Source organism: Segatella copri, assembly GCF_015074785.1.
Lineage (GTDB): Bacteria > Bacteroidota > Bacteroidia > Bacteroidales > Bacteroidaceae > Prevotella.
Map to the genome: position 1 here is coordinate 3,053,764 of NZ_CP042464.1, position 25,550 is coordinate 3,079,313.

At 45.2% G+C, this 25,550-nt stretch carries 15 protein-coding genes; 7 read left to right on the plus strand and 8 right to left on the minus strand.

Annotated features, from left to right (window positions below):
• Nucleotides 1-89: 89 nt before the first annotated feature.
• Nucleotides 90-1,136 carry a Fic family protein gene (locus tag FO447_RS12635; protein ID WP_200756628.1) on the minus strand — a complete coding sequence of 349 codons (1,047 nt, stop codon included), beginning with the start codon at nucleotides 1,134-1,136 and terminating at the stop codon, nucleotides 90-92.
• Nucleotides 1,137-1,767: 631 nt separating this feature from the next.
• Here FO447_RS12635 and FO447_RS12640 point away from each other — a divergent pair.
• Nucleotides 1,768-4,839: a leucine-rich repeat domain-containing protein gene (locus FO447_RS12640; protein WP_200756631.1), complete on the plus strand. Its 3,072-nt coding sequence runs from the start codon at nucleotides 1,768-1,770 to the stop codon at nucleotides 4,837-4,839.
• A 62-nt stretch (nucleotides 4,840-4,901) separates the two neighbouring features.
• Here FO447_RS12640 and FO447_RS12645 read toward each other — a convergent pair whose 3' ends face one another.
• On the minus strand, nucleotides 4,902-6,089 hold the full coding sequence (locus FO447_RS12645) for an ATP-binding protein (RefSeq protein ID WP_200756632.1): 1,188 nt from the start codon (nucleotides 6,087-6,089) through the stop codon (nucleotides 4,902-4,904).
• A gap of 406 nt (nucleotides 6,090-6,495) precedes the next feature.
• Nucleotides 6,496-7,722 (minus strand): transposase, encoded by a 1,227-nt coding sequence (locus tag FO447_RS12650; protein WP_117664388.1) that lies wholly within the window; start codon nucleotides 7,720-7,722, stop codon nucleotides 6,496-6,498.
• 808 nt (nucleotides 7,723-8,530) lie between these two features.
• Between FO447_RS12650 and FO447_RS12655 the strand changes: the two genes are divergently transcribed.
• Nucleotides 8,531-10,171: a hypothetical protein gene (locus tag FO447_RS12655; RefSeq protein ID WP_200756633.1), complete on the plus strand. Its 1,641-nt coding sequence runs from the start codon at nucleotides 8,531-8,533 to the stop codon at nucleotides 10,169-10,171.
• A gap of 203 nt (nucleotides 10,172-10,374) precedes the next feature.
• Nucleotides 10,375-12,852, plus strand: a complete 2,478-nt coding sequence (locus FO447_RS12660; protein WP_200756634.1) for a hypothetical protein — start codon at nucleotides 10,375-10,377, stop codon at nucleotides 12,850-12,852.
• A 103-nt stretch (nucleotides 12,853-12,955) separates the two neighbouring features.
• On the opposite strand, the gene FO447_RS12665 is transcribed toward FO447_RS12660, so the two are convergent.
• Nucleotides 12,956-13,963, minus strand: a complete 1,008-nt coding sequence (locus FO447_RS12665) for an IS110 family transposase (protein ID WP_200756378.1) — start codon at nucleotides 13,961-13,963, stop codon at nucleotides 12,956-12,958.
• A gap of 1,207 nt (nucleotides 13,964-15,170) precedes the next feature.
• Nucleotides 15,171-16,439: a M16 family metallopeptidase gene (locus FO447_RS12670; protein ID WP_200756635.1), complete on the minus strand. Its 1,269-nt coding sequence runs from the start codon at nucleotides 16,437-16,439 to the stop codon at nucleotides 15,171-15,173.
• A gap of 120 nt (nucleotides 16,440-16,559) precedes the next feature.
• Here FO447_RS12670 and FO447_RS12675 point away from each other — a divergent pair, with 120 nt between their 5' ends.
• From FO447_RS12675 to FO447_RS12685, 3 genes are all read left to right on the plus strand, one after another.
• Nucleotides 16,560-17,495 (plus strand): PfkB family carbohydrate kinase, encoded by a 936-nt coding sequence (locus tag FO447_RS12675; protein WP_117728455.1) that lies wholly within the window; start codon nucleotides 16,560-16,562, stop codon nucleotides 17,493-17,495.
• Nucleotides 17,496-17,508: 13 nt separating this feature from the next.
• On the plus strand, nucleotides 17,509-18,696 hold the full coding sequence (locus FO447_RS12680) for an FprA family A-type flavoprotein (protein WP_200756636.1): 1,188 nt from the start codon (nucleotides 17,509-17,511) through the stop codon (nucleotides 18,694-18,696).
• Between the two features lie 253 nt (nucleotides 18,697-18,949).
• On the plus strand, nucleotides 18,950-20,200 hold the full coding sequence (locus FO447_RS12685) for an ATP-binding protein (RefSeq protein ID WP_200758584.1): 1,251 nt from the start codon (nucleotides 18,950-18,952) through the stop codon (nucleotides 20,198-20,200).
• Nucleotides 20,201-20,287: 87 nt separating this feature from the next.
• Here FO447_RS12685 and FO447_RS12690 read toward each other — a convergent pair whose 3' ends face one another.
• Nucleotides 20,288-20,818, minus strand: a complete 531-nt coding sequence (locus FO447_RS12690; RefSeq protein WP_200756637.1) for a TIGR00730 family Rossman fold protein — start codon at nucleotides 20,816-20,818, stop codon at nucleotides 20,288-20,290.
• 172 nt (nucleotides 20,819-20,990) lie between these two features.
• Between FO447_RS12690 and FO447_RS12695 the strand changes: the two genes are divergently transcribed.
• Entirely contained in the window at nucleotides 20,991-22,241 is a 1,251-nt protein-coding gene (locus FO447_RS12695; RefSeq protein WP_200756639.1) for an alpha/beta hydrolase family protein, read from the plus strand.
• 170 nt (nucleotides 22,242-22,411) lie between these two features.
• Here FO447_RS12695 and FO447_RS12700 read toward each other — a convergent pair whose 3' ends face one another.
• Entirely contained in the window at nucleotides 22,412-23,827 is a 1,416-nt protein-coding gene (locus FO447_RS12700) for an ATP-binding protein (protein WP_200756641.1), read from the minus strand.
• 324 nt (nucleotides 23,828-24,151) lie between these two features.
• The gene (locus FO447_RS12705) at nucleotides 24,152-25,519 is read right to left on the minus strand and encodes a DUF3843 family protein (RefSeq protein ID WP_200756643.1); all 1,368 of its coding nucleotides are present in this window, start codon (nucleotides 25,517-25,519) and stop codon (nucleotides 24,152-24,154) included.
• Nucleotides 25,520-25,550 lie beyond the last annotated feature (31 nt).

The following is a 25,550-nucleotide window of genomic DNA, read 5'->3' on the forward strand; positions in this document are numbered from 1 at the left end:
ATTCTTATCTGATGAAGTATGCAAAAATGGGCTGTTAACTGTTAACCTGTTAACCCCAATGCAAAAAAAATCCTCAGTGGCTCATGTTTTTATTTTAAAACGTATCCCGTTCCTCTTCCGCTTCCCACTTTCTCAATTTCCTCCGCAACGAGCATTTCCTTGAGCGTGCGCTCAATGGTGCTGATGCTGATGTCAGGGCAGAGGTTGGCGATGTCTGCCTTGGTGATTTTTCCCAACTTCTTGTGGAAGACGGTCTTGATGCGCTCAGCTTTCGAAAGCGTTTTGCCGTGCAGATGTTCCACCCTGTCCTGGAATTCCTGGTAAGCCTTGATGAATATCCCCAGATAGTAGCTTACGAATGGAAGATAAGAGTTCTGGCTGTCGTGCCAATCGATGGAACTTGATTTCAGGGCATCGTAGTAGGTCTCCTTCGATTTCTCTATGAGCATCTCGATGCTGATATATTTGCCCACAATGTACCCGCTGCGATAAAGCAGAAGAAGGGTAAGAAGACGGCTCATCCTGCCATTGCCATCGTTGAAAGGATGGATTGAGAGGAAGTCGAGCACGAACATCGGAATAAGCAAGAGTGCATCATGTTTGCCTTCATCTATTGCCTCGTCGAATGCACAGCAGAGGTCTTCCATTGCTTCGGGAGTTTGGAAGGCTGGCATCGGCGTGAACCTGATGTGCTCCTTCCCTTCGCTGTCGGTCTCAGCGATGATGTTGTCGGTGTTTTTGAATCGTCCTCCAATCTCCTTCCCGCCGTAAGAATAGAGGTCTCGGTGCAGTTGGAGAATGTTGTTGGGGCGAATAGGAATGTACTCATAGTTCTCGTGTATGGTGGTCAGTACCTCCCGATAACCTGCAATCTCCTCTTCTGAGCGGCTTTGAGGCTCGGCTTTCTCCATGACGAGTGCATGGATGCGCTCATCTGAGGTGTAGATTCCCTCAATGCGGTTGGAAGAGCGGGTACTCTGTATCTTGGCGATATTGAGCAAGGCAGAGAGGGTGTCGGCTTTTGCCGATACGTAAAGGTCTTGCTTGCCCTTGTATTCGTGCAAGATAGCGAGCTGTCTCACGATGGATGGCGTGAGCAGTTGCTCGGGTGTATTTTTGTAGTCGAATTGATGCATAGTCTTTTGTTTATTTGTTCTGCTGCAAATTTACAAAGAATATTCCAATTATCTGCCCTAAAACAAAATTATCTGCATCATTTTACGCTTAAATGATGCAGATAAAATAAAAAATGAGGTAGAAAAGGAAAAATTATTCATATTTTAAGCGTAAAATTTCGGATTTTGTGTATCTTTGCATTGAGCACATTAAGCTTGCACCGATAAGAGGGCAGTTTTTACTTATCAGAAAGTATTTCTGTCCAACTAGTGGGGGCAGTATGTGTTTGCGACATAATGGAAAAGCGTTTACTAGACGCTCTGAACTTGACTCTTAGGAACTTCGCAAACTCCAAATCTTGTCAAAGACAGTGCAACGGTAGATGCTCTCGGGATGTGTTTATCCACATTCCTTACTATGGGTATGGCATATTGCGTATAGCGAGATGTCAAATATCTGTATAGGGGATAGTATATTCATATCGGCGTGGGCTTCGACGTTGTTCGTTTCGACAAGATGGGCAATGCGAAGGCCTCTAAGAGTGGGACGGACAACTGGTAAGGTTCCCACGCTTTTTTGTTTTGGCGGAGCAAGGATAATCATTTAATTTCTAGTGAAGGGGACGTTGCTAGGTAATTCAAAAAGCTAATTATGAAACATTTTTTTATTCTAATGTTGCTTCTGCTTGGATGTTATAATTCATTCGCTTTTGAATATAAGGGCGTGTATTATCGGGAGTCAGATGGTGGCGCTATTGTATCAAAACCGGAAACTGGTGGAACTTATTCTGGTGAAATCGTTATTCCTGAAGAGGTAGTGTGTAAAGAATATGCTTATGAACCAAGTGTAACCTATCACGTTGTGGGGATTGACGAGAATGCATTTGAAGAAAGTTATGGACTTACAAAAATAACGATAAATGCGCCTATCAAAGATTTGAAAATAAATAAATGCTATGCGCAAGAAATAGTTCTTCCACAACTGAAGTCCATTGAGTTGGAAAATGCTTATATCTCGACTTTGGATATTCCAAGTACTGCTGATGATGTCAAGCTTTATGGATGTCCTTCATTGTATACACTGGTAGTCCCAGGTACCGTTTCACATTTAGGATTATCAAATTGTAGCGTATTGGGAGACCTAGTAATACAGGAAAGCAAGGAGAAGTTATACTTAGGTATTAGTGATGATACGCCGGTAACCGATTTAACAATAAGTCGTGTTGTTAACGATAATAATGATTACTTAAGTTCCTTACAAAATCTTGTAAATTTGCACCTTGGTGACAATCTAACACATTTACCATCTTTGGATGGTAAAACTAAGTTGAAAACAGTAGAAGGCAATGGTATAACAATTATTGAAAGAGAAACTTTTTATGGAACTACATCGCTAAAAACAGTGTCTTTTCCAAATTTGAAGACTATACGAGATTGGGCGTTTAAGGATTCTGGTATTAAAAGCATAGAGCTTCCTAATACTCTTGATAGTATAGGTAGTAGTGCATTTTGTGGTGCGAAATTGACAAATATTGTTTTGCCTAGTTCATTGAAAAATGTTGGGGAAAATGCTTTTGAGAATTGTGAAGATTTGACTTCTTTGACCATAAAAGGGAATACCTCGTTTGAAAGAAATGTTTTTGAAAATTGTTCCTCTCTTTCATCGGTGTCCCTCCCCAATGATTTAGAATCTTTGGGTGAGGAACTGTTTTGCGGTTGTTCCAGTCTTGTGGAGATTAGTCTTCCTCACGACCTGAAGGTAATACCTAAGTCGGCTTTTCGAAACTGCAAGGCATTGCAAAGGGCTTATTTTAACGGAAATGTAGAGGCGATTGAAGATCATGCTTTTGAGGGTTGCTCGAATTTACAAAGTTTGACGCTGCCAACTCCTTTGAAAAGTATTGGAATACATGCTTTTGATGATTGTGAAAGCATGGCAGAATTGGTACTCCCTAACTCTTTGGAATATGTGGGAGGTGGAGCCTTTTGCGGGGTTAATCTTACAAAATTGACTTTTTCTGGTAGCCTTAAGGAATGGTTGGGCATTAATTTTGACTATCTGATAATAGACCATGATAGCCCTGAAGATGCGGGAACTGGTTATCCTACTGATACGAATCCGATTACCCATGCTCAAAAATTCTATATAGGAGCAGGACTTGTTACGGACTTGGAGATACCTGCTAATGTAAATGCTGTTAACGCATGGTCTTTTACAGGGTATAGAGGATTGAAAACAGTAACGATTCCTTCTTGGGTAAAACGTGTTGGCGAAGGAGCTTTTCTTGGATGTTTGCTTGATAAAGTAACGATACAGGCAGAGAATCTGCAAATCGACAAATATGGATTTTATGTGAGCGGCTGGATCCAAGAGGAGGGAATTCATAATGTTGTAATCTCTAAGAACTTAAAGCAGGTTACAGGTGAGGGTGATGTTCCTACGGCAAATGCGATTGATTATGATGGCACAATAGAAGAGTGGCTTAATATCAAGTTCAATTTAAAGAAAGAAATGTTTGCCATAGACGGACAGGGCATTTTGCGAATCAATGGAAAACAAGTGAATGAGATAATTATTCCGGAAGATATGACAGAGATACATGACTACCAGTTTGCAGGTATGGCTCTTTCTACAGTGTACGTACCCAAGTCTTTAAAGCGAATTGGTAAATATGCATTCGCTTGGTGCCATGACTTGGAAAGGGTACAATACTCGTCTGTAAAAACGCCTGCAAGTGCTAAGAAATGTCAGTCAAAGACAGATGCTCGCCAATTCATCACTATCGGCGATTGTGCTTTCTTAATGAATAAAAAACTTACGGATATAAGTTTTGCAGAAGTTGTTGACTCTATTGGAAATAGAGCCTTCTATTCAACTGCATGGTTGGATAAACAACCAGATGGCATGGTTATTATCGGAAAGAGTCTCTATGAATACAAGGGAGAAGTTCCTGCTTCTGTCGCAATACCAGAGGGCATAATTTGTGTTTGTTCAGAGGCTTTTAAGGGACAGAGCAAACTGACGGATGTTACTTTCCCTGAAAGTTTAGAATACATCTCAGATAGCGCATTTGAAGGTTGTATAGGAATAACATCCGTCGAATTTCCAGAAAAACTTCAAAGCATTGGAGATTATGCTTTCAGCCAGACTGGTTTGACGCAGATAAATATATCTAGTAATGTAATGCGAATCAAAGGCGATGGTGCATTCAGCAAGACTCCGATAAAGAGCGTTATACTTGAAGATGGAGAAAACGAGTTGGATATGAATTGGGGTATGTTTGGCAGTGCGGAAATAGCTTATATAGGTCGTCCAGGTTTCTTTGCCTTAAGTGGTTCCGGATTAAAGGAAGTAACTTTGGGTAAATACGTGAAAGAGATTCCGCTCGACTTTGTTTGTAGTCATTACATTGAGAAATTTACCATCCTGTCGTCAATTCCACCAGTTGTTGGCAGGGAAGGTCATGACTATTTCTCAGAAGACACCTACGACAATTGTAAACTGATTGTTCCTAAGGAAAGTTTGGAGGCGTATAAGACAGCTCCAATTTGGAAATATTTTACCAATGTAGAGGAAAGTGAAGTTTCTGGTATCAAGAATGTCTTGACTAGTAAGGATTCTAAATCTTTAACATATGGTATTAATGGCTGCATAGCTACTAGTAACGGCATTGTCATCGAGAAAAAATCCGATGGTTCCGTTCGTAAGTATGTGAGAAAATAATAAGCCCGATATGATAATGCCTGCTAGAGAGAAATTTGCTCTAGCAGGCATTTTTAGTTTCTTTATTCGAAAAGCTTTCTGAGATCCATGCTGAGGAACAGCTCAGGCTGAATGCCATTCTCGCCCACAACTATGGTGGCTAGCGGATTGAAGAGCTTGTGGAAGCGTTCCATGCCGGTTGTCTTGGTTTCGCCATTGCTCTTCACCTCTATGGCTACAATCTTTTGGTTCTTCTTGAGAACGAAATCAACCTCATCATTGCCTTCGCGCCAATAATAAACCTCGAAACGATGGACGAAGGCTTCGCTGATGATATAAGCTCCTATGGCTGATTCGAAAAACTGTCCCCATCGCTTGCTGTCAGTTACGGCTTCCTTAAACGACAATCCGCTCAGAACGCTTAGCAGGGCATTGTTGTAAACCTGATATTTCGGGATGCTGGCACGCTTGCGGGCCATATCTACAGAAAATTTCTGAAGTCCTGTTACAAGTCCGCTGTCGCCTAGCAGGTTCAGATATCCAGCCAACGTCACCGTGTTGCCTGCATCTTGCAGGGCTCCCAGCATCTTGGTGATCGAGAGTATCTTGCCCGAATAAGCTACGCTCAACTCAAATGTCTGGCGCAGCAGGGCAGGCTTGCTGATAGGCGAATCCATCAGGATGTCTTTGTTGATGGTTGCATCGATGATGGCTCCGTTCATGTAGTTTCCCCATCTTTCTTCGTCTTCTATGAGCTGTGCGGCACCCGGATAGCCACCATAATATATATACTGTTCTAGCGACATGTTGAAGGCTTCTCTCATTTCCGGATAGCTCCAGTGGCTCATCCTGATTTCCTCGTATCTTCCCATGAGCGATTCTGCCAGACCTTTCTCCAGCAAAACTCTTGAAGAACCTAGCAGTACTACCTTGAGGTTGATATGATTGAGCGAGTCTGCATCCCATTCTTTCTTTACATATTCGCTCCAGTTTTTCAGTTTCTGCACCTCATCAATCACCAGAATCATTTCTTCCAGCTGCTGCGCGCGCATCTGCAACCGGGCATTTGCCCAACATTCACTTATCCATTTTGGTGATGTGTTGGGGATGGTGTCGGCAGAATAGAGGAGATAAGGCTTCCCGAGGTCGTCGAGCACCTGCTTAACGACGGTAGATTTGCCAATCTGTCGGGGTCCCATCACTACCTGGATGAACATTCTGTGCTCTTCCAGTCGCTTGATAATCGTGTGGTAAATGCTTCTTTTATACATAATTCCGGTCTCCTTTCTGATGTTATAATTGTTGTTTTGCTTTATTTTTTCTTTTTTTTTGTTATCAATTTACTCAGTGCATTGAGTAATTTTACTCAGTCGATTGAGTAATTTCTACTTTCGGTACTGAAAGATGCTGCAAAGATAGGAAATATTCTGTATAAATAGCGATTTTAAGGCTTTAATAATCTTAAATCATCTGTTTTTCTTTTTTTTTATCTTGTTGTTGAGCTGAATTTACTCAGTGCATTGAGTAAAATTACTCAGTACGTTGAGTAAAAACGCTTAATGGAGGGTGCAAAACCATCATTTTATGAAAGCCTCGCCTTCCCCCGTTAACAAAACTTACTCATAGTTTTCTGTCCCGCAACTCATAGCAATAGTTCGTTAAAATTTGAGATAATGGCTAAGCAGCTTTACGTTGCCAGCCAAAGAGTTCTTTGATAGTATGACTAATTAACTTTCGGTTCGGTATTCTCCGACACTTGTTGAAAATTAATTTAGCGATGTATGTGCTTGCCATAATCTCCTTGAAAGAAGCCATGGAATACGGCAATTCATTTTCCTTCATCATCACTTTCGCAACATTCTGTGATGCGAATGATGCATTATAGGAAAAGTCCAACTGGTTCTTGTGTCTTGCTTGGCAATGCGTAAGACCAGTATATTGCTTTGCATCGCGAAAACAAAACTCTATTTGGAATCTTGAGCGGTATGTGCGCAACACTTCCTCACCCGACATGGATGTCTTTGTTGAGAAGAAAAGCTTGTGTTTTCCGTTCGGCATAACCCAAATGACAAGGCGCACTTTCTGCTTCAATGCCTTTGAATAGGCTATGAGTGTGTAGGCTGTGCCTTCAAGTCCTTCAATATGCAACTCTGCCATACGTGTGAGGTCAAGTTTCTTGTAGTTGATTTTTCCGTCAAGTGTCTTGGGACGTCCAGGCTTATTGGAACGAGGTCCCGTATACACATAATATAGGCTCGCAGTATCCCTGAAGCGGCTGACAAGATGGAAACCGCACTCTTTGATTCCGTCCACAAACGGACGGATAGAGAAGAAAGCGTCAGCGACAACAATATCGGTGACCTTCAACAAATCCTTCTTATAACGCTTGATGACCGCTATGTAATGTTGCACGAGAGTCATGTTACGCATTTTCAATTCTCCAGTAGATGGAGTCTGATGGGCGCGCAGCATCATGCAACTGTTGGCATGGACATCGACAAGTGCAAGCCCCATGATTTCAAGCCCATGCTTCATGGAACTTGCACAACCGGACCAGAAAGTACCGATATGCGGAGTCTTCTTACCCGACTTGCTGATGTAGCTCGGATCGATGGCTATAGCCAATAGACCATCCATATTCAAGTAACGTCGGCATAGGGCAAGGTTGAACTTCACCCAGTCTATGCATTTAGCACGACCACGGTTGAAGTTCGTTCTGTAGGTCTGCTCACAATGGGTGCCGTAACGCTCCATTTGAGTGAAATTTATCTTTCTTTGTATCGTCATGTACAATAAAAGTATTTCCAAGAGTAGACTCTCGAAAGTTTTGCTTAACTTTGCAGATGAACTTTTGATAGCATCTCTGCATATTTCCGTATATTGGTTGAGTGGTTCTGATGTCATATAACTTTGAGCTTAGAGAACTATAAAGTTACTGATAATCAGCCACTTAACCAAATTTTATTAGTTGTATTACGTTAATTAACTCTCTCATTTTCAATCGATTACATAAGAATTAACAGAGTATTGTCATAGTATTCCGCTCTATAAAGCCCTTTTTTCTGCATCGCGATGCATTCCCCGTTCCGTCGCGACGCAATATTTCTTCCCTCGCGATGCATGATCCATCCCCTTCGTGAGCCATCATTTATGCCCTCTTTCTGCCATCATTTATGCCTATCGCCAGCCATCATTTATGCCTCTCTCTAGTCATCATATAAGCCTGTAAAACGGGCTGTAGCAGGGAGTTTGAGCTTTTTTCTGCCAAGGCTCAGCCAGCCATCTTTAACAAGCATCGGGAGAGAGGGCATTCTGATGGGAGAGGGGCGCTCTGAGAGGGAAAGGTTAACAGGTTAACAGTTAACACCCCAAAAATGCATACTTCCATCCACACACTTATATAAAAATAAGTATATATATATTATTATATAATAAGGTACGTGAGGGGGACCATGCAAAAAACAGCTGTTAACTGTTAACCCTGTTAACCCCCCAACAACAAGTTAATAGTTTATAGTTAACAGTTGATAGGGCGTAGCCGTTCGCAAGATTGCTATAAACTATCATCTATAAACTAACCGAAGTTTAAAACACCCTCTTCTCCGTCCCTCTTTTAGGAAATTTAAACAAGAATGCTTGGTGGTTTCACCGAAAAACCTTACTTTTGTAACCTGACTGCAAACAAACGTAAAAACAATAATAACAACATAAAATGAAGAATCTCACATTCCATATCGTAGGACTCACCCATAATGACGTGAAAGGCCATGAGGTAGAGTATGCTAAAGAAGCAGAGGGGAGAACCATCTGCCTCGTGCCCGATGACGCCAACACCTTCGACATGCTGGCGGTGAAAGCTTATGACAAACAGCAGCTCATAGGCTATGTTTCAGCCCTGGAAGGCGAGGACGTACGCGCCCTCATCATCGCCCGCAAGGAGCGGAACCTGCGCACCCGGTGCATAGGCTGCAACAGCAAGAACGAGGGCGATAAGGCTGGATTGCAGCTCATGGTGAGAGTGCTCTCTGATGTTTCTGATGAGGAGATGGAGCAGGCGCGCCGCGAAATATATGATGATAAGATTTATGATGACTGGCAATACTCCGGTCCTGTGCTGCCCATCGAACAGCTCACCCGTTTCAGCGACTGCACCATGATGCTCGAAGGCGTCATCAACAGCATCATCCGCCTCAGGAATACGCTCTCTGAAGGCGCTTCGGATAAAGGTGCCTCTGCATCCGATAAAACCTCTTCTGAGGCGGAGAACCGTTCTCTTGATGCAGAAACTGAGGCGATGCTGCGCGAGGAGCTTGCCGATTGCCTTTCTGAGGCTAGAGAGCGGCTCAGCAGTTTCCTCGAAATCCAGCGCAGCGATTATTCCCGCGAAATGACGCAGGCCAGAAACCGCATCCTTCATAAGCTGGAGCAGATAGACGATGAGGAACTGCAGCGCCTCCGGGCCGTTCTGCTTACCGAGATGGGATTCATCACCAGTTCGGCTTACCGCGAGCGTGCGGCCTATTCTTTCTTCGTAGAGGCCCCGAATGCCATCAAGAAGAAGCAGACGGGCACCTACGATTATAAAGACCAGCTGGACGCCATAGACCAGCAGCTGCACGCCTTCCCCCACAATCTCTACCCAACATTCAAGGCCGACCCTGTAGATTTCCTCCGTCAGGTGTTCTATAAGCGTGTGCCTAGAAAGAAGATGCTCCAGCTGCTCTCGGGCATCGTGCTGATGATTATGAACGGCAGGGTGGACGATGTGAAGCAATGGGGCAAGCACGGTGATAAGGAGTCGCTGAAGGCGATGAAGGCGGTGGGTGCCAAGCCTTCGAACGAAGTGAAGAAAGAAAAATTCATGGAACTGGTTGATTTGGTAATTCCGAAGATAGCGGTTTATAAGAAAAACGGCTGTTCTGAATTGCTGGTGAAAAAGCAATCCGACTGGTTCCCTGTGTTCCGACTCTTAAACGGGTGGGGGCTATTCGATATGGGAGCTCCTACAGCCTTCTGCAAACATCTGGCCCACCTGTATGAAAAACTACCTCCGGAGAATACGGAGCGTGCTCCGCTCTGCAAATGGAAGGATCTTGCGCAGGTGAAATCTGCACCTTTCGAATATGCGGCTTTGGAATGGTGGAAACTTGATTCAGATAAGTTGGGCTCGGTAAGCAAGGAAAGATTCAATCGTTATTGCGATATTGTGAATGCTTTCAAGATGATTATGGGAACAACAGCCTGTTCGGAGAATGTGAACTTGAGGGAAATCTTGCCGAAATTGGTGGATGAGAAAGTGCCAGTCTCGAACACCATGAAAGATGACGAGATGATGGCGGGAGATGGTAGTTAGCGGGGTATTAATATACCCCTCTTATACCCTTTGTTTATACTTTTATACCTTTTTATACCCCTCTTTATACCCCTGTTTTTTTACCTCAGAAAAAACTTGCAAACGGCTTTTTTTTTGTTTATCTTTGCATCGCTTTTCAGAATGGAAGGCGGCAGGTTTCTGCAAAAAGAGCCTGTCTTTTACAACTAAAAAAATATAGATTTATGACACAAAAATCATTAACCTTTGATGAATGCAAGCAGCTCAGCAGCCGCATCATCGCAATGAACCCTAACCGCAGAGCGAACATGGGACAGATTTCATCCCATCTCCTCGATTACTACACCGAGCTTACCAAGCAGCCTTGGCTCGCACAGCTCGTTGGTCAGATTCGTGACCTCACCGCCCAGCAGAACCAGATGATGCAGCAGGAGGAGATGAAGGCAGGCGAAACCTACCAGCAGCTAGACCGGAAGATTTCTGACCTCAAGAAGCAGCTGCCTTTCCGCTCACCTCACTACTTCCACTTCCTCGAAGACCATCGCGCCCAGAAATTCATCGACCCGGAGGCTTTCACCTTCCAGACAACCATAGACATTGATAATCCTGAGGAGGTTGAGCCAGCGGTGAAGAACGCCCTTCTGCTGAACGGAATGTTTGATGAGCCTACAGAGAAGCTCTTCAGAGAGAAAATCTTCTCAGCCGAAGACATCGAACTCTGGAAGGGAAAGGTGCTCCACATCGAGCGCTCAGCCCGCAACAAGGCCCACATCGACATCCGCATCCCGGTAGGAATGACCATCGCTGAGGCTCAGAGCGCCTTCTGCAAACTCATCCACGCCACCGAAGACCCTAGCTGCGTAACCCCGGAGCGCATCATCTTCATCACCGATGCGGCAAGCCAGATTTATACTGCCGACGACTGGTACAAGCGCCTGGATAAGGAGGCTGTGGCTGAATATCGTGAGGCTTACCGCAAGAGAGGACTGGATATCGACGGCCGTCCGCTGGATGTAGACTTCGAACCCATCGAGAGCGAGGAGGAGAAGGCTAGAAAGGCTGCCAATGCCGTGCAGTATGAGCAGACTTACGACGGCGTTCCTTACGAGGAGATTGTGAAGGCGCTGGTAGAGCTGATGGGCGGCGCTCCTGTCCACGGCAACCGCAACAACTTCATCTATCGTGAAGCCTGCCTGCTGAGATACATCTGTAATAGTGAGGCGGCTTGGATCAAGCAGGTAATAGAAACCTTCGGAGAAGACGAGGCGAAGGCGTTCGCCACCGTAGAGAATGCCTGCAAGGTGGCGCAATCTACCGCGATTCCGGATTTGGTAAAGCAGGCTGTAGAGACTGCCCGCAAGAATCATCTTGCCAAGCAGGCCACCGAGAAGGCGGGAATCTATGCCGATGTTCCTCCTCAGTTGCCAGCCCGGTTGCCTAAACTCATCAAGTTGCTCACCAGCAAGGTTCCAGCCGATTTCAAGGCGGCTGTGGCAATGGCGGTCTTCCCTGCGCTTGCCGCTCATCTCAAGGGCGTAACCTTCCGCTACACCGATAATCAGGTGCACGAGGCGGCGATGATGAATCTGCTCATTGCAGCCATGTCGTCAGGCAAATCGCTCGTCAACGGCCCCATCGACTGCATCATCGAAGACCTGATTCAGATGGATAAGGTGAACCGCCAGAAGGAGCAGGACTGGAAGGACGAGGTGAACACTATGGGCGACAACAAGAAGAAACCGGTGCGCCCGGAAGACATCTGCATCCGCATCGTTTCGCCCGACCTTACCCGCGCTGCCTACATCCAGCGTCTCGACGATGTGCAGAAGGCTGGCGATGCTTATCTCTACTGCAAGATGGACGAGGTAGACATGCTCAGGAAGTTTAACGACCCTAGCCAGCTGATTCGCCTCTGTTGGGACAATTCAGAGGACGGCCAGGAGCGAGTAGGAACCAAGAGCGTTACAGCCCGCGTAAAGACCCGTTTCAACTGGAATGCTTCGAGCACCATTGCTGTTACGCAGAAATTCTTCTCGGTTCGTGAGGTGGCTGATGGAGCCGTGAGCCGCCTGTCGCTCGCCACCATTATCCGTCCCGATTTCGCTCCGCGTCCGGAGGTGGGCAGTTATGATGCGCAGTTCAAGTCGCAGCTTTCTCCTTATATCCAGCAGCTGAACGCAGCCAGCGGTTTCAAGGAGTGCCGTAAGGCTCGCCAGCTTATCGAGCGCCTGGAGAATGAGATTATGGAGATGGCTCAGCTGGCTTACAACAAGCCTTACGCCGAGTTTGCCAAGCGTGGTCTGGCGAATGGTTTCCGCCGCGCGATGGTGCTTTATCTGGCGAATGGCGAGAAGTGGGAGAAGGCGATAGAGGATTTCATCGTATGGAGCGTGAAGTATGATCTGTGGTGCAAGATGCGTTTCTTCGGCAATCAGATGCAGGAGGCGATAGATGCAGACAGCCGCTCTGTGTGTCATACTCCCGGTGTGAGCAATCTTCTTCTCTACGTTCATGATACCTTTGACAAGACTGAGATTCAGAACATCTGTCAGGTTCATGGCACCAAGACGAAGCTTGCCATCCTGCTGTGCAACTGGAAGAAGCGTGGCTTCATCATGAAGAACGAGGACGGCACCTTCACCAAGACCGCCCGTTTCATCGCCAAGTATGGGCACTACGGAACGCCAGGAATGGCTGCGTAGCGGTGATAAAGGAGTGGGCGTGGTGAAATGCCACGCCCCCCACGTTTTAGCAGCACGCCCTGTTTTACTCTAATTGAGCAAGCTTTGAGCGTATTTTTTAACGTTAATTATATTTAACGACCCTTGGGTCTTGCCTAATGAAGTTTGCGTCATAGTATTCACCTTTTTCCACGAGGGTGAATATGATCCTTAGCAACTTGTTTGCTATGGCATTTAGTACATAATGACGCGGCTTTTTATCTATTAAAGTACGTCTCTCGTAATACAGTTTAATCTCCTTGTTGTGCAATCTGGCGCTTTCTGCGCAGATGTACAACAAGGTCTTTGACCGTCTATTACCAATCTTGGATATATGTGCTCCCTTGTCCATTTTCCCCGATGATTTTTCGTATGGCGCAGTTCCTGCATAAGCAGCATATTGGCGCGCTGTAGTTATTTTTGTGAAATTCTCTGTTTTTACCAATAGTTCTACTGCGGTAATCAGCCCAACTCCATCGACACTTTTAACAAGCTCATAGTTGTGGCGAATGCTCTCATGTCCATTTATGACTTTCAACATTTCTTTTTCCGTCTCTGCAATTTCCGTGTCCAACATCTCTTTGATGCGGTCCATGCTTCGCTTGACGGTAAGACTTCTGATAGGACGACAATCCTCGCTCTTGTCGGCTGTTATTAGCTGCTTACGCTGTTCTACAAGCATTTCCCGGTGGCGTGCCAATTGACGAAGCTCATATAGAGCCTCTTCTGGAAACGTCTTGTATTTCAGCTTATCAGGATATCTCTCTCCAAAATCTCTGAGCAGTGCACAATCCAGGACATCCGTCTTGGCACGGTCAGGGGTAGCTCTGTATCTATGGATGACATATCCACCCACAAAGGCAATCTTCACATTGCTATCCATGCAGCACTTCAAGAGAGTATCACCATAAACTCCGGTATGCTCAGCAACCAATACAGCATCGCTTGGAAGGGTTTCTAAAAACCTTCCGATACTCTTAAAATTGTTCTTTACAACCTTATGTGAAGGGTGGTTTGATACTTTTTTTGATGTCAAGTCGAAAAAACTTACGTCAAATTTCTCTTTTGCCAAATCTATTCCGTATATTTGCATATTGAATAAAGTTTTTAATAAGAAGGGTGCTCCGTTCTGAGCGGCTACAACTATACTACGAGTCCTGTCTTGTTCTACACAAGCAGGCTAATTTACTCTCAAGCTTCTGCTCAGAAAATATCCAGTTCCCCAAACAGGGCTAAGCCTTTACTATGCTAGAAAGGGCACAGGGTTAACGCTGGATATGGAGTATTCTTCTTTTTTTATTGTACTTATCTAATTTTCTGCAAAGTTAACAAAAGTTTGCAGATATAAAGATTTTTACCTCTTTATTTTTCCAAGTGCAAATATAATAGAAAGGGCAGAAGCTCCTAGCCCAGGGCACCGCCCTGGGTAATAATGGCAGCACGCCTGTCGCCCTGAAAGGGCAAAAGCTTTAAAATAGCCCGTTTTTGTAACGAGAATGTAAATGTTCTTGACCTTAATCAAGAAAAAAGGGCTTTTTGAAACTTTTCTCCTAAAATGTTTGTGTGCGCACACAAAAAGTTGTACCTTTGCACCAGAAAAAAGAAAAAAGGATAAAAGATTATGGTAATGTTCGGGATAATGACAGTAGCAGTAGTAGCATTCGCAGTAGTTGCTTGCGCAGGTATGAACCTCGGAATGAACTGCGGCAAATAAGCTACGAAGCTAAGAGAGCATAGAAATCCTCCTTCGGGGGGTAAGAAATAAAGAGAGTTAAGATTTTGTTAGGTAAAACTACAAGATTATATATTTAAGATAACAAATTTAAGAAAGGAAAAGATTATGTTAGTATTAGGAATGATTATCGCAGTAGTTGTTGCATGTGTAGCTGAAGTTGGTGCTATTAACAACAAGTTGGCTTAATCGGAGATTAGCCATGCGAAGGGCTCCAAAAGAGCCGAGATTAAAAAATGGCTGGTAGCAATGCACAGCTGAGTAAAAACAGTAGGGAGCCAAAGGGGCTTCCGAAACCAAAGAGGAGAGTAAAAAACTCCTTTTCATTTGAAATTCATACTTGTCCCCTGAGAGTTTTCGTGATAAATTCTGATAGGGGATTTCATATATAGATTGTTAAAAATTCGTTTTAGGTTTTATAGATTTTCATTTTAGGTTTTTAGGTTTAAGTTTTTAGGTTAATTGTTAGTTGTTTTAAGAAAAAAGCAGTTTTAATTCATTAAATTACGAAGGCAACAACGAGGGAAGTCGCATGACGACCCAAGTTGTTGCCTTCTTTGTTTCTTATTTATCTGAAAATCAGCGTGGTGAGCCTGTCTTTATCAAACAACTCCTGAGCCACGGCCTGTATCTGTTCGGCTGTAATCTCATCCACCTGCTCGTAGAGTCGGTCTACGTTCTTCTCCCAGCCATAGTGAAGGAAGCTCTTGCCGAAGTCGAGGGCAAAGTTCTCGCGGTTGTCGCAAGCCACGCCTACCTGTCCCTTAATCTGCTTCTTGGCGGCCTTGAGCTGCGCCTCGCTCAGCGGCTTCTGCATGAACTTATCCAGTTCCTTGCGAACCAGTCTGAGGCAGCGCTTCACGTCGTGCTCATCGCAGCCGAAATAAATGCTCCAAATGCCCGTATCGCCATAAGCCGCCATCGTGCTCTCTACGGTGTAAACCAGTCCGTTGTGCTCACGCAGGGCTAGGTTCAGCTTGGCGTTCATTCCCGGTCCGCCCAGCATGTTGTTGAGCAGATAGAGCGGCATTCTGCGGCTGTCGTTCACATCGTAGGCGCGGGTTCCAATCATCACATGAGCCTGATGCGTATTCTTCTGCATCACGATTGTCTGCCCCTCGAAGGAGTGTTGAGTGTTGAATGTTAAGTGTTGAATGTTGAATTGGGTTTGCGCCTCTGGACTATTGAATTTTTCACTCTTCACTCTTCGTTCTTCACTTAAAAAGCTCTTCTTCAAGAGTCTTAGCAGCTTCTTGAAGTCAATGTCTCCGTAAGCGAAGAATATCGCATTATCCGGCCGGTAAAGCTTTCTTGTAAAGCGCAGCGCATCTTCTGTCTTGAACGAGCGAACCTGCTCGGCTGTGCCCAGAATATTGTGGCCCAGCGGCGAGCCCTTGAAGATGATGTTTTCGAATTCATCATAAATCAGTTCGGCAGGAGAATCGTTGTAACTCTCTATTTCATCGCAGATTACCTCTACCTCCTTGTCGATTTCCGCTTGCGGATAAACCGAATGGAAAACGATGTCGGTGAGCAGATCTACGGCTCTTGCGATGTGCTCTTTGAGGATGGCTGAGTAATAAACCGTGCCTTCCTTGTTGGTGTAGGCGTTCAAGTCGCCTCCCACGCTCTCCAGACAGTTGAGAATGTGCCACGCCTTGCGGCGCTCTGTGCCCTTGAAAGTAACGTGCTCGCAGAAGTGGGCAAGTCCTTCTTCGCCCGGCTCCTCGTTTCGGGTGCCGGCGTTAATCTGGTAACCGCAATACACCACCTTGCTGTCTGAAGGCAGGTGGATGATGCGGAGTCCATTATCGAGTGTATAAGTATTGTATTTCATTTCAAGGTGCAAAGTTACACTGAAAATGTAATTTATCCAAAAAAATAGTCATTTATTTTGCATTATCGCCAAAAAGACTTATCTTTGCTCCCAAAAAATAAATATAGACATCAAAAAACAATGCGCAAAGTAATAGGAATAGGAGAAACCGTGCTTGACATCATCTTCAAGGGCGGCAAGCCGATAGAGGCAGTACCGGGTGGCTCATCATTCAATGCAGTCATCTCGTTGGGGCGTGCGGGCGTAAATGCTTCGTTTATCAGCGAGGCGGGCAACGACCGCATAGGAGAGTATGTGATTCAGTTTTTGAGAGATAATGGGGTGAATGCTGACAATGTGAGCATCTTCCCGGAATCGAAGTCGCCGCTCTCGCTGGCTTTCCTCGACGAGAACAACAATGCCGACTACATTTTCTACAAGGATCATCCTCACGACCAGCTGGAGTTTGCCACACCGGAAATCAATCCTGGCGACATCGTGCTCTTCGGTTCGTTCTTCGCCCTGAATCCTGTGGTCCGTCCTCAGGTTGCCGGCTTCCTGGAGTATGCGAAGGAGCACGGCGCCATTCTTTATTACGACATCAACTTCCGTGCTTCTCATCAGAACGAAATCATGAAGATTACACCTAATCTGATAGAGAACCTGGAGATGGCTGATTTCGTGCGCGGAAGCCACGAGGACTTCGGAATCCTCTACAAGAAACCGGAGGCAGATAAGGTTTATAATGCCGAAATCAGTTTCTACTGCAAGAAGTTTATCTGCACCCAGGGTGCTGAGCCTGTAGAGGTTCGTGCCGAGAACGGCTTTGCCAAGAGTTATCCTTCGGAGAAGATGAAGCCGGTGAGCACCATCGGAGCCGGCGATAATTTCAATGCCGGTTTCGTGTTCGGATTAATCAAGGATGGAATCACCCGCGAGGACATCGACCGTGGCTTATCTGAGGCGCAATGGGACAGTCTCCTTGTTTCGGCTCAAGAATTCTCCACCGAATGCTGCAAGGACATCTACAATTATGTTTCGAAGGAATTTGGAGAAGCAAAGAAGAAGGAACTATAAAAATATAAAAGATATGACAGAAATTACAAACAAGATTTATTACGTAGGCGTAAACGACCGCAACAAGCATCGTTTTGAGGGCCTCTGGCCTTTGCCTAACGGAGTGAGCTACAACTCTTATATCATTGACGATGAGAAGGTAGCGCTGGTAGATACTGTAGAGGTTGATTTCTTCACCCAGTTCCTCGAGAACATTCACGAGGTGATTGGCGACCGCGAAATCGATTACCTCATCATCAACCACATGGAACCTGACCATAGCGGCTCCATCGCCCTCATCAAGAAATATTACCCTAACATCAAGATCGTGGGCAACAAGAAGACCCTGGGAATGCTCGAAGGCTTCTACGGCGTAACAGATGACGTGGTAGAGGTGAAGAATGGCGAAACCCTTTCATTGGGCAACCACGAGCTGAGCTTCGTTCTCATCCCTATGGTTCACTGGCCAGAGACCATGGTAACGCTCGATGCAAAGAACAAGGTGCTCTTCTCAGGTGATGCGTTCGGTTGCTTCGGTGCGCTGAACGGCGGAATCATCGATACGGAAATCAACTGCGAGACTTTCTGGCTGGAGATGGTTCGCTACTACTCAAACATTGTGGGTAAGTATGGAATCCCTGTTCAGAATGCGTTGAAGAAGTTGGCTGGCGTGGAGCTGGATTACATCTGCTCAACCCATGGTCCTGTTTGGCACGAGCATATTGAGAAGGTAATCGGCATGTATGATAAGATGTCGAAGTACGAGACGGAGCCGGGCCTCGTTATCTGCTACGGCACCATGTACGGCAATACCGAGCGCATGGCTGAAATCATCGCCCGTGCGGCAAGCAAGGCTGGCGTGAAGAACATCGTAATGTACAACATCTCGAAGACTCACCACAGCTACATCCTGCGCGACATCTTCCGCTACAAGGGTCTCATCGTGGGTGCTCCAACCTACAATGCCGGTCTTTATCACGAGATGGAGGTTCTCCTCTCCGAGCTTGCCAACAAGGACATCAAGAACCACCTTCTTGGTTGGTACGGTTCTCATTGCTGGGCAAGCAAGGCTGTGGCTAAGATTCAGGAGTGGAACGATACCAAGCTCCACTACGAGCCAGTGGGCAAACCTGTAGATATGAAGCAGGCGATTACTCCAGAGGTAAAGGCGCAGTGCGAGGCTCTGGGTAAGGCAATGGCTGAGAAGCTGCTGGCTGAATAGGAGATTTCTTATTGGAGATAATAGATAAGATTTTAGAATGATCAAGAGCGGAAGAACAACTGGGGTTAACAGAGTTAACAGTTAACAGTTGTTTTTCCGCTCTTTCTTTGTTTTCGAGCATCTATTTTTCTTTCTTGTGTGCCCCACATCTCCCTCTTTTGCTTTTTTTTCTAAAAAACTTTGGCGTTATCAAGTAAAAAGTGTACTTTTGCTGCAAAAATATGTGTCTTGACACAAAAATTTTCAATGAATGATGTATTTTGAACGCAAGGAATATCTAGATAAGCTCATCTCTGCCGAAGGCAATGGGATGATAAAGATTATCACAGGCATCCGCCGATGTGGTAAATCTTTTCTTCTTTTCAACATCTTTTGTAAGCATTTGCTTGAAAGAGGTGTTGCAGAGAATCATATCATACAAGTAAATCTTGAAGACCGTAGAAACAGGAAACTCCGTGACCCAGATGCGCTCTTGGAGTATATAGATGCTCAGATGGTTGACAAGGAGAAGTATTACATTCTTCTTGATGAGGTTCAGATGGTAAAGGAGTTTGAGGATGTGCTCAACTCTTATCTCCATGTGGAGAATGCTGAGGTGTATGTTACAGGTTCCAATGCTCGTTTCTTGTCAAAGGATGTAATCACAGAGTTCAGAGGGCGAGGATGGGAAATCCGAATTCATCCATTGAGCTTTTCTGAATACTACGAGGTTGTAGGAGGAGAGATGCAACAAGCTTTGGAAACCTATTATCTTTATGGTGGATTGCCTGCCGTTGTGCAGATGGGAAGCCCTGAAGCCAAGCAGAACTATCTTCGAGAGATTTATGAGACCGTTTATCTGAAAGATGTGTTGGAACGTAATCGCTTGAAGAATCCAGAGGGAATGAAAGAGTTGGTACGTCTTCTTGCATCTACGGTAGGTTCTTGTATCAATGTCTTGAAAATCTCCAATACGTTCAAGTCGGTTGGTGGAGTAGATATAAGTGTTAATACTATCAGTAAGTATTTGGAATACCTGCAGGATTCCTTCGTTATCAGCGAGGCATTGCGCTATGATGTGAAAGGTCGCAAGTACATTGGGGCTGGAACCAAGTATTACTTCGAGGACATCGGTATCCGAAATGCAGTTCTTGACTTCCGACAGATAGAATACACTCATATTATGGAGAATGTTATCTATAACGAGCTTCGCAAACAAGGCTATGGCGTGGATGTCGGCGTAGTGGAGAGCTTCAAGCGAGATGAGAATGGCAAGCTGCAGCGTAGAAATCTTGAGATTGATTTCGTGGTGAACCGTCATGATGAACGCCTCTATATCCAGTCAGCTTATGCCTTGCCTGATAAGGAGAAGGTAGATCAGGAGCAGGCTTCTTTATTGAATGTAAACGACGGCTTCCGCAAACTGATTATCGTAGGGGATAGATATCGTTCGGGTTATAATGAAGAAGGCATTCTGATGATGAGCCTCTCCGATTTCCTCTTGGGGAAAGAAAATAAGGGATAGATGGTCTTGAAGAAAATATCAAGGGCGGAAGAACAACTGGAGGTTAACAGAGTTAACAGTTAACAGTTGTTTTTCCGCTCTTTCTCCTTAAATACACATTTTTGCCAGCTCTTCCAGGTTATCTGCCACTTCAATCACATCCCGCCAATTGCCACGAATTACACCTTTATCTGCCATGTCATCCAAAAGGGCGATGGTGGAGTTCCAGAAGCCTTTCATGTTGTAGAGAATCACCATCTTGTGATGGTAGCCGATGGTGTGGGAGGCAGCGATGGTGAAGATTTCATCCAGGGTGCCGATGCCGCCAGGAAGGGCAACGAAGATGTCGCTCTGGGCAAGCATCAGGTCCTTGCGGTCGCTGAGATTATCACAAGGAATCTCGATGTCGAGGTCAGGGAAGGTTCTGCCGCCTCGCTCTACAAGCGTAGGAACCACACCGATGGTTCTGCTGCCATTCGTCTTTACTGCCTTGCCGATGCAATCCATCAGTCCGGAGTTGCAGCCACCGAAAACCAGGTCGTGGCCGTTCTCTGCCATCCACTTTCCCATCTCTTCAGTCATCATGAAGAAGTCGGGGTCGATATTCTTATTTGCTGAACAAAAAACTGCTATTTTCATATCTTAATCTTTCTATGTTATGATGTTTTATCCGTTATTTATTGATGTTTTATCTGTTGTTTATAAATGTTTTAGGCAAAGGTACGCAAAAATATCGAGATTATTGGGCTCTTTTTGCGGATAATTTCTTAATTTTGCAAACTATAACTAATCTTATAAACAGAAAGGTAGAATGAAAAGGATTATCACATATAGTATTATTGCATTGTTGCAGGCGTCGGTGGCGCTTGCTCAGACCTCAGTGGCGCTTACACAAGCCCCTGTGGCGCCTGTTAAGACCTCTTCGAAACCGAAGCTTCAGAAGCGGGAGAAGTATGAATGGCAGGGAGAGATTCCTACCTATGTAGAAACGCTGAAGAAGGAACTGACCTATCCGATGGCTTGGGGCAACAGTCCGATTAAGAACTTCAAGAAGTGGAAGAAGGCGGCAAGGGCGAAGGTGTTTGAATGCATGATGACGCCTCCGAAGGCGGCTGCGGCTTGGGATATGGAAGTTTTGGGCGAGGAGCAGAGAGACGGATATAAGGCGCAGAAAATCGCCTTTAATATCAACGCCTATTCCCGAATTACTGCTTATCTCCTGATTCCGGATGGCAAGGGACCATTCCCAACGGTGAATGCGCTTCATGATCATGGCGCTCATCTCTTTATCGGAAAGGAGAAGATGGTTCGTCCTTTCTTCACTCCGGAAGAACAAGATGCTCCGGCGAAACAGGCACTCTGTCAGGAGATCTTGGATGATGCGGATGCGTGGGCAAGGCAGCTTTATGATAATCAGTACGTGGGCGATTATCTGGCGAAACATGGCTACGTAGTCTTTTCGGCAGATGCTCCGATGTGGGGAGAACGAGGCCGAAAGGAGGGCGTGGATAGAAACAAATACGACCTGATAGCCGGCAACATGATGATGCTGGGTAGAGACCTCTCTGCCTTCATGACTTACGATGATATTTCCAGCACCGAGTTTCTGGCTTCGCTGCCGATGGTAGATGCGAAGCGTATCGGGTGCGTGGGGTGTTCGATGGGATCCTATCGCTCGTGGATGCTCTCTGCATTATCGGATAGAATCAAGGCGGGTGCTTCCATCTGCTGGATGATTACCACGGATGCTCAGCTTACCCGGAGATTCGGAAGAAAGGAGAATGGCGGTTTTGCAAATTGCATCCCGGGGTTGAGGCAATATCTCGACTATCCTCACATCGCCTCCCTCGCCTGTCCGAAGCCGATGCTCTTTATCAACGGCACAAAAGACAAGCTCTTCCCAGTGCCCGGCGTAAAAGATGCTTTCGCCGAAATGCACAAGGTTTGGAAGAGTCAGGGAGCTGATAATCTGCTGGATACGGAACTTTGGGACATTCCTCATTCCTGCGGTTTGCAGGCGCAGGAGAAAATGCTGGAGTTTCTGGATAAGAATCTGAAATAGGGGTTAACAGAGTTAACAGTTAACAGCTGTTTTTCTGTACCTTCTTCTCTTAAATATTAAAAGTCTACTACGCTAACGCCATTTTTTAAGGGGTTAGCGTAGTAGACTTTTGTGTTTTTACTGCAACCAAGTTTTAAATCATTACCTTACGGAACATAATTTAGGTTAGCTCAATGATGCAGCAAACTTGCCACTTCATCTGGCAATATCACCTTGCAAGGCTGAGGACCAGGTAGGGGCTTTTCTCTTAGGAAAAGGAGGTATATTACATTCTTTCCCTGGGCAAATGGGGCGAGAGCCACCTTTCTCTTCAACTTTTCCAAGAGTCGGTCGGCATAATCAGGGGCTGTCCATTTACATTCTCCTACAAGTATTGTGTTCTTGTCAAAGAGGTCTTCTGCAACAACATCAAATTCAAGTTCCTCGTTGCCGACAGGGGTTTTCTTGCCTTCTTCAAAGATGGGAACCTTGCCCCACCAGCGTGAGGCTTCACCCCATGTGTGACCTTCTATGTCGCTACCACTGACAGCCAACTGACATAGTCTTTCCCAAACCTCGGCAACATGACCGTTGAAACCGTCATTGATGAATTTCTTTGCAATGTTGCCACGTCCCAAGGCAATCATAGACTTGTTTGGTTCGATGAATCTGTAGTAGAAAGCCATGAATGGGTCATCTATCCGATAAAGAATCTTCTTTGTCTTCTGCGGATTTTCGCCAAATGGTACTTCCTTTCTGAGGAAAGCCATTTCAGTCAGAATTTTTATCGGTTTGGCAAGCTCTGCCGTAGTCTTGCCAAGAGCATCAGAAATGCTGGAATACTTCTGCTTTCCACTACCCACCGCAAGCATGATTGACGAATAGGGTGCGATATCTGATACCTCATCCATAAACAGACGGGCAGGCTCGTCATAGAGATTTCCCATTTCGTCTAATATCAGTTCTTGAATGGCTTCGTCCAAAGAGCAGAATCTTTCTCGTTGACTCCAGTACTGAGGCACTCCTCCCCATATAGAGTACTCTTCTACAAGTTCCTTGGCTGAGGTGTTGATGATTTCTTGCCACCAAGGCAACTTGACAGGACGTAGGATGAAAATACGGTCGGCTCTGCCATAAAGAGGTTCTGAACCTTGTAAGAGACCGTGCATCATTCTCTGTGAAGAGCCGCAGATGATGATGTTGCAGCGCAATTCATTTACTCCGGTAATACGCCTATCGAGGATTCGTTGTAGAGTAGAAGGTAATGCTGGATCTTTCTGAACTAGATATGGGAACTCGTCCAAGACAAGTGTTGCGTTTTCCTTGCAACGGTAGTTGAAAGCCATGATGATGTCTTCCCAGGAAGAATACACAGGGCTGTCGAAGCCCGGATATTCCGTGCCTATGGTGCGTGCCAACAGACTTAGCTGGGTAGTTTTCTCGCTTAGGTTGGCTTCAAAGTAAATGTCTCCATCTTTCAACACTCTTCTGATGAGAGTTGATTTTCCAAGTCTCCTTCGTCCGTATATCACAATGAAGCTTGAAGCTTTAGACTCCAAAGCTGTCTGTAAAACAGCTTGTTCCCTGATTCTATCTACGAATTTCATAATTAGTGATTTTAGAATTACTAACTGCGAAATTACTAAAAAATAATGAAGAGATTGTACTTTGTTACATATTTATATGGAAAATTACGTATATTTAATAATTGCTGCAAGCTGATAGCTCTTTAATATTGTTTGAAGACAGCAAAAGAATGTCTGTCAACATTTATAATAAAAAGAGCGGAAGAATAGCTTGGGGTTAACAGAGTTAACAGTTAACAGCTGATTTTCCGCTCTTTCTTCTATAAATCTGTAAAAGTCTACTACGCTAACCCCTTAAAAAATGGAGTTAACGTAGTAAACTTTTTGAGTGTGCTGAATGCGTCTTTACCACAACTCCTTAGGAGACAGGTCTTTATCCTTTCTACCCATCAGGTAGTAATCGGCAAGGAACTGGAGGTTTGCCTGCGTAATCTTCAAGCCTTCTTCCTTTACATACTGGCTTGTAAAGATGTTTGCGTCAGGAATCAGGTTGTTTTCTATCAGTTTGCAGACAATTTCGTAAGGGAATGGGAGACCATTGCCGCTGATAATGCCAAAGCTGTCGGTCTCTGCACGCTCCTGTACATAGTATGGGTTTTCAGGCGATGCGATGCAATGAGCCAGACCGAAACTGATGTTGATGCCTGTGTATGGACTTCCGCTTAAGATGATGCCTTTCTCGTATTTCTGAGGGAATCGGATGTCCTTTGGCAACTCGAATTCAATCTCCTTGAGGAATTCCTTCAGCGTCTTCACATCTTCCAGGAAGATGAACTTGTCTTCGTATCCCTTCGCCTTGAGCAGATTATAGTCGTGAATCGCCTTCTCATGATCCACCTTTTCATATTGCTCAGTAGCCTTCTTTCTGAACTCCTCATCCTCCCAAAGTTTGTGGGTAGGCATGTTCCTGCAAATCTTGCAGAGCCATTCGTAAGAAGTGAGCGCCAGGAGATTGTTTCTGCCGGCGATGGTCATTTCCATCTGCACAGAATAAGCGAGCGGTTCGGTGAGACCCTGAGGCGAGTTTGCCATCTGCTGGAGGGTAAACTGCAGGCGCTTCTGGTTGCCTACGTTGAAATAGCAGCCATAATGGAACCACGCCAGGGTGTCGCGACGGTGAATCTCATCCAACTCCTTGTTCTTCTCGATGTCCTCCTCGGTCGTTTCAGCGTTGCCCTCTATCTCAGGCATTTCGCAGAGATAAGTCAGAAGACGCTCGTTTTCCGGGGCCGTTTCATACTCTCTGTCGAGGATGATATAGGCAAGTTTGGCAGCCAGTTCCAGAGTTCCGAAGAGGAAAGGAACGGCTTCCTGTACGAAACTGCTCTGCTGGTAATGGTGCCAGAGCAGGAACTTGACATCAGCGATGTTGATTTCCTCTGGGTCGTAAGCCGGGTCATCTTCGTTGAGCGTACTCTTGATGAATTCGCTTTCTTTCTCATAGAAAGGAATGTAGGTGCCGTAGCGCTGCTTGCATTCTTCCGTGAAAGTTTTCCAGATGCCTGTGCCCGAAATCACATCTTCGAAATAACCGGCAATGCTGAGTGCCAGCTGCTTGGCTTCATCCATATTCTTGAAGTTATGGGTGTAGCACGCCTCGTCAAGAGCGTGGTATATTTCGTTGGCGAGTTCTGTATAATACAGATCTGTTTCGTCTGCTTTTTCGTATGGATGCAAAGCAATCCATTCTTGGGTGAAAATAACTTTTTTCATATATTTCAAGTTTTCTTGGTTATCTGTTTGT

Bases quoted from the DNA above. Each gene is read 5' to 3' on its own strand.
- FO447_RS12635 (WP_200756628.1), bottom strand. From the start codon at position 1,136: ATGCATCAATTCGACTACAAAAATACACCCGAGCAACTGCTCACGCCA.
- FO447_RS12640 (WP_200756631.1), top strand. From the start codon at position 1,768: ATGAAACATTTTTTTATTCTAATGTTGCTTCTGCTTGGATGTTATAAT.
- FO447_RS12645 (WP_200756632.1), bottom strand. From the start codon at position 6,089: ATGTATAAAAGAAGCATTTACCACACGATTATCAAGCGACTGGAAGAG.
- FO447_RS12650 (WP_117664388.1), bottom strand. From the start codon at position 7,722: ATGACATCAGAACCACTCAACCAATATACGGAAATATGCAGAGATGCT.
- FO447_RS12655 (WP_200756633.1), top strand. From the start codon at position 8,531: ATGAAGAATCTCACATTCCATATCGTAGGACTCACCCATAATGACGTG.
- FO447_RS12660 (WP_200756634.1), top strand. From the start codon at position 10,375: ATGACACAAAAATCATTAACCTTTGATGAATGCAAGCAGCTCAGCAGC.
- FO447_RS12665 (WP_200756378.1), bottom strand. From the start codon at position 13,963: ATGCAAATATACGGAATAGATTTGGCAAAAGAGAAATTTGACGTAAGT.
- FO447_RS12670 (WP_200756635.1), bottom strand. From the start codon at position 16,439: ATGAAATACAATACTTATACACTCGATAATGGACTCCGCATCATCCAC.
- FO447_RS12675 (WP_117728455.1), top strand. From the start codon at position 16,560: ATGCGCAAAGTAATAGGAATAGGAGAAACCGTGCTTGACATCATCTTC.
- FO447_RS12680 (WP_200756636.1), top strand. From the start codon at position 17,509: ATGACAGAAATTACAAACAAGATTTATTACGTAGGCGTAAACGACCGC.
- FO447_RS12685 (WP_200758584.1), top strand. From the start codon at position 18,950: ATGTATTTTGAACGCAAGGAATATCTAGATAAGCTCATCTCTGCCGAA.
- FO447_RS12690 (WP_200756637.1), bottom strand. From the start codon at position 20,818: ATGAAAATAGCAGTTTTTTGTTCAGCAAATAAGAATATCGACCCCGAC.
- FO447_RS12695 (WP_200756639.1), top strand. From the start codon at position 20,991: ATGAAAAGGATTATCACATATAGTATTATTGCATTGTTGCAGGCGTCG.
- FO447_RS12700 (WP_200756641.1), bottom strand. From the start codon at position 23,827: ATGAAATTCGTAGATAGAATCAGGGAACAAGCTGTTTTACAGACAGCT.
- FO447_RS12705 (WP_200756643.1), bottom strand. From the start codon at position 25,519: ATGAAAAAAGTTATTTTCACCCAAGAATGGATTGCTTTGCATCCATAC.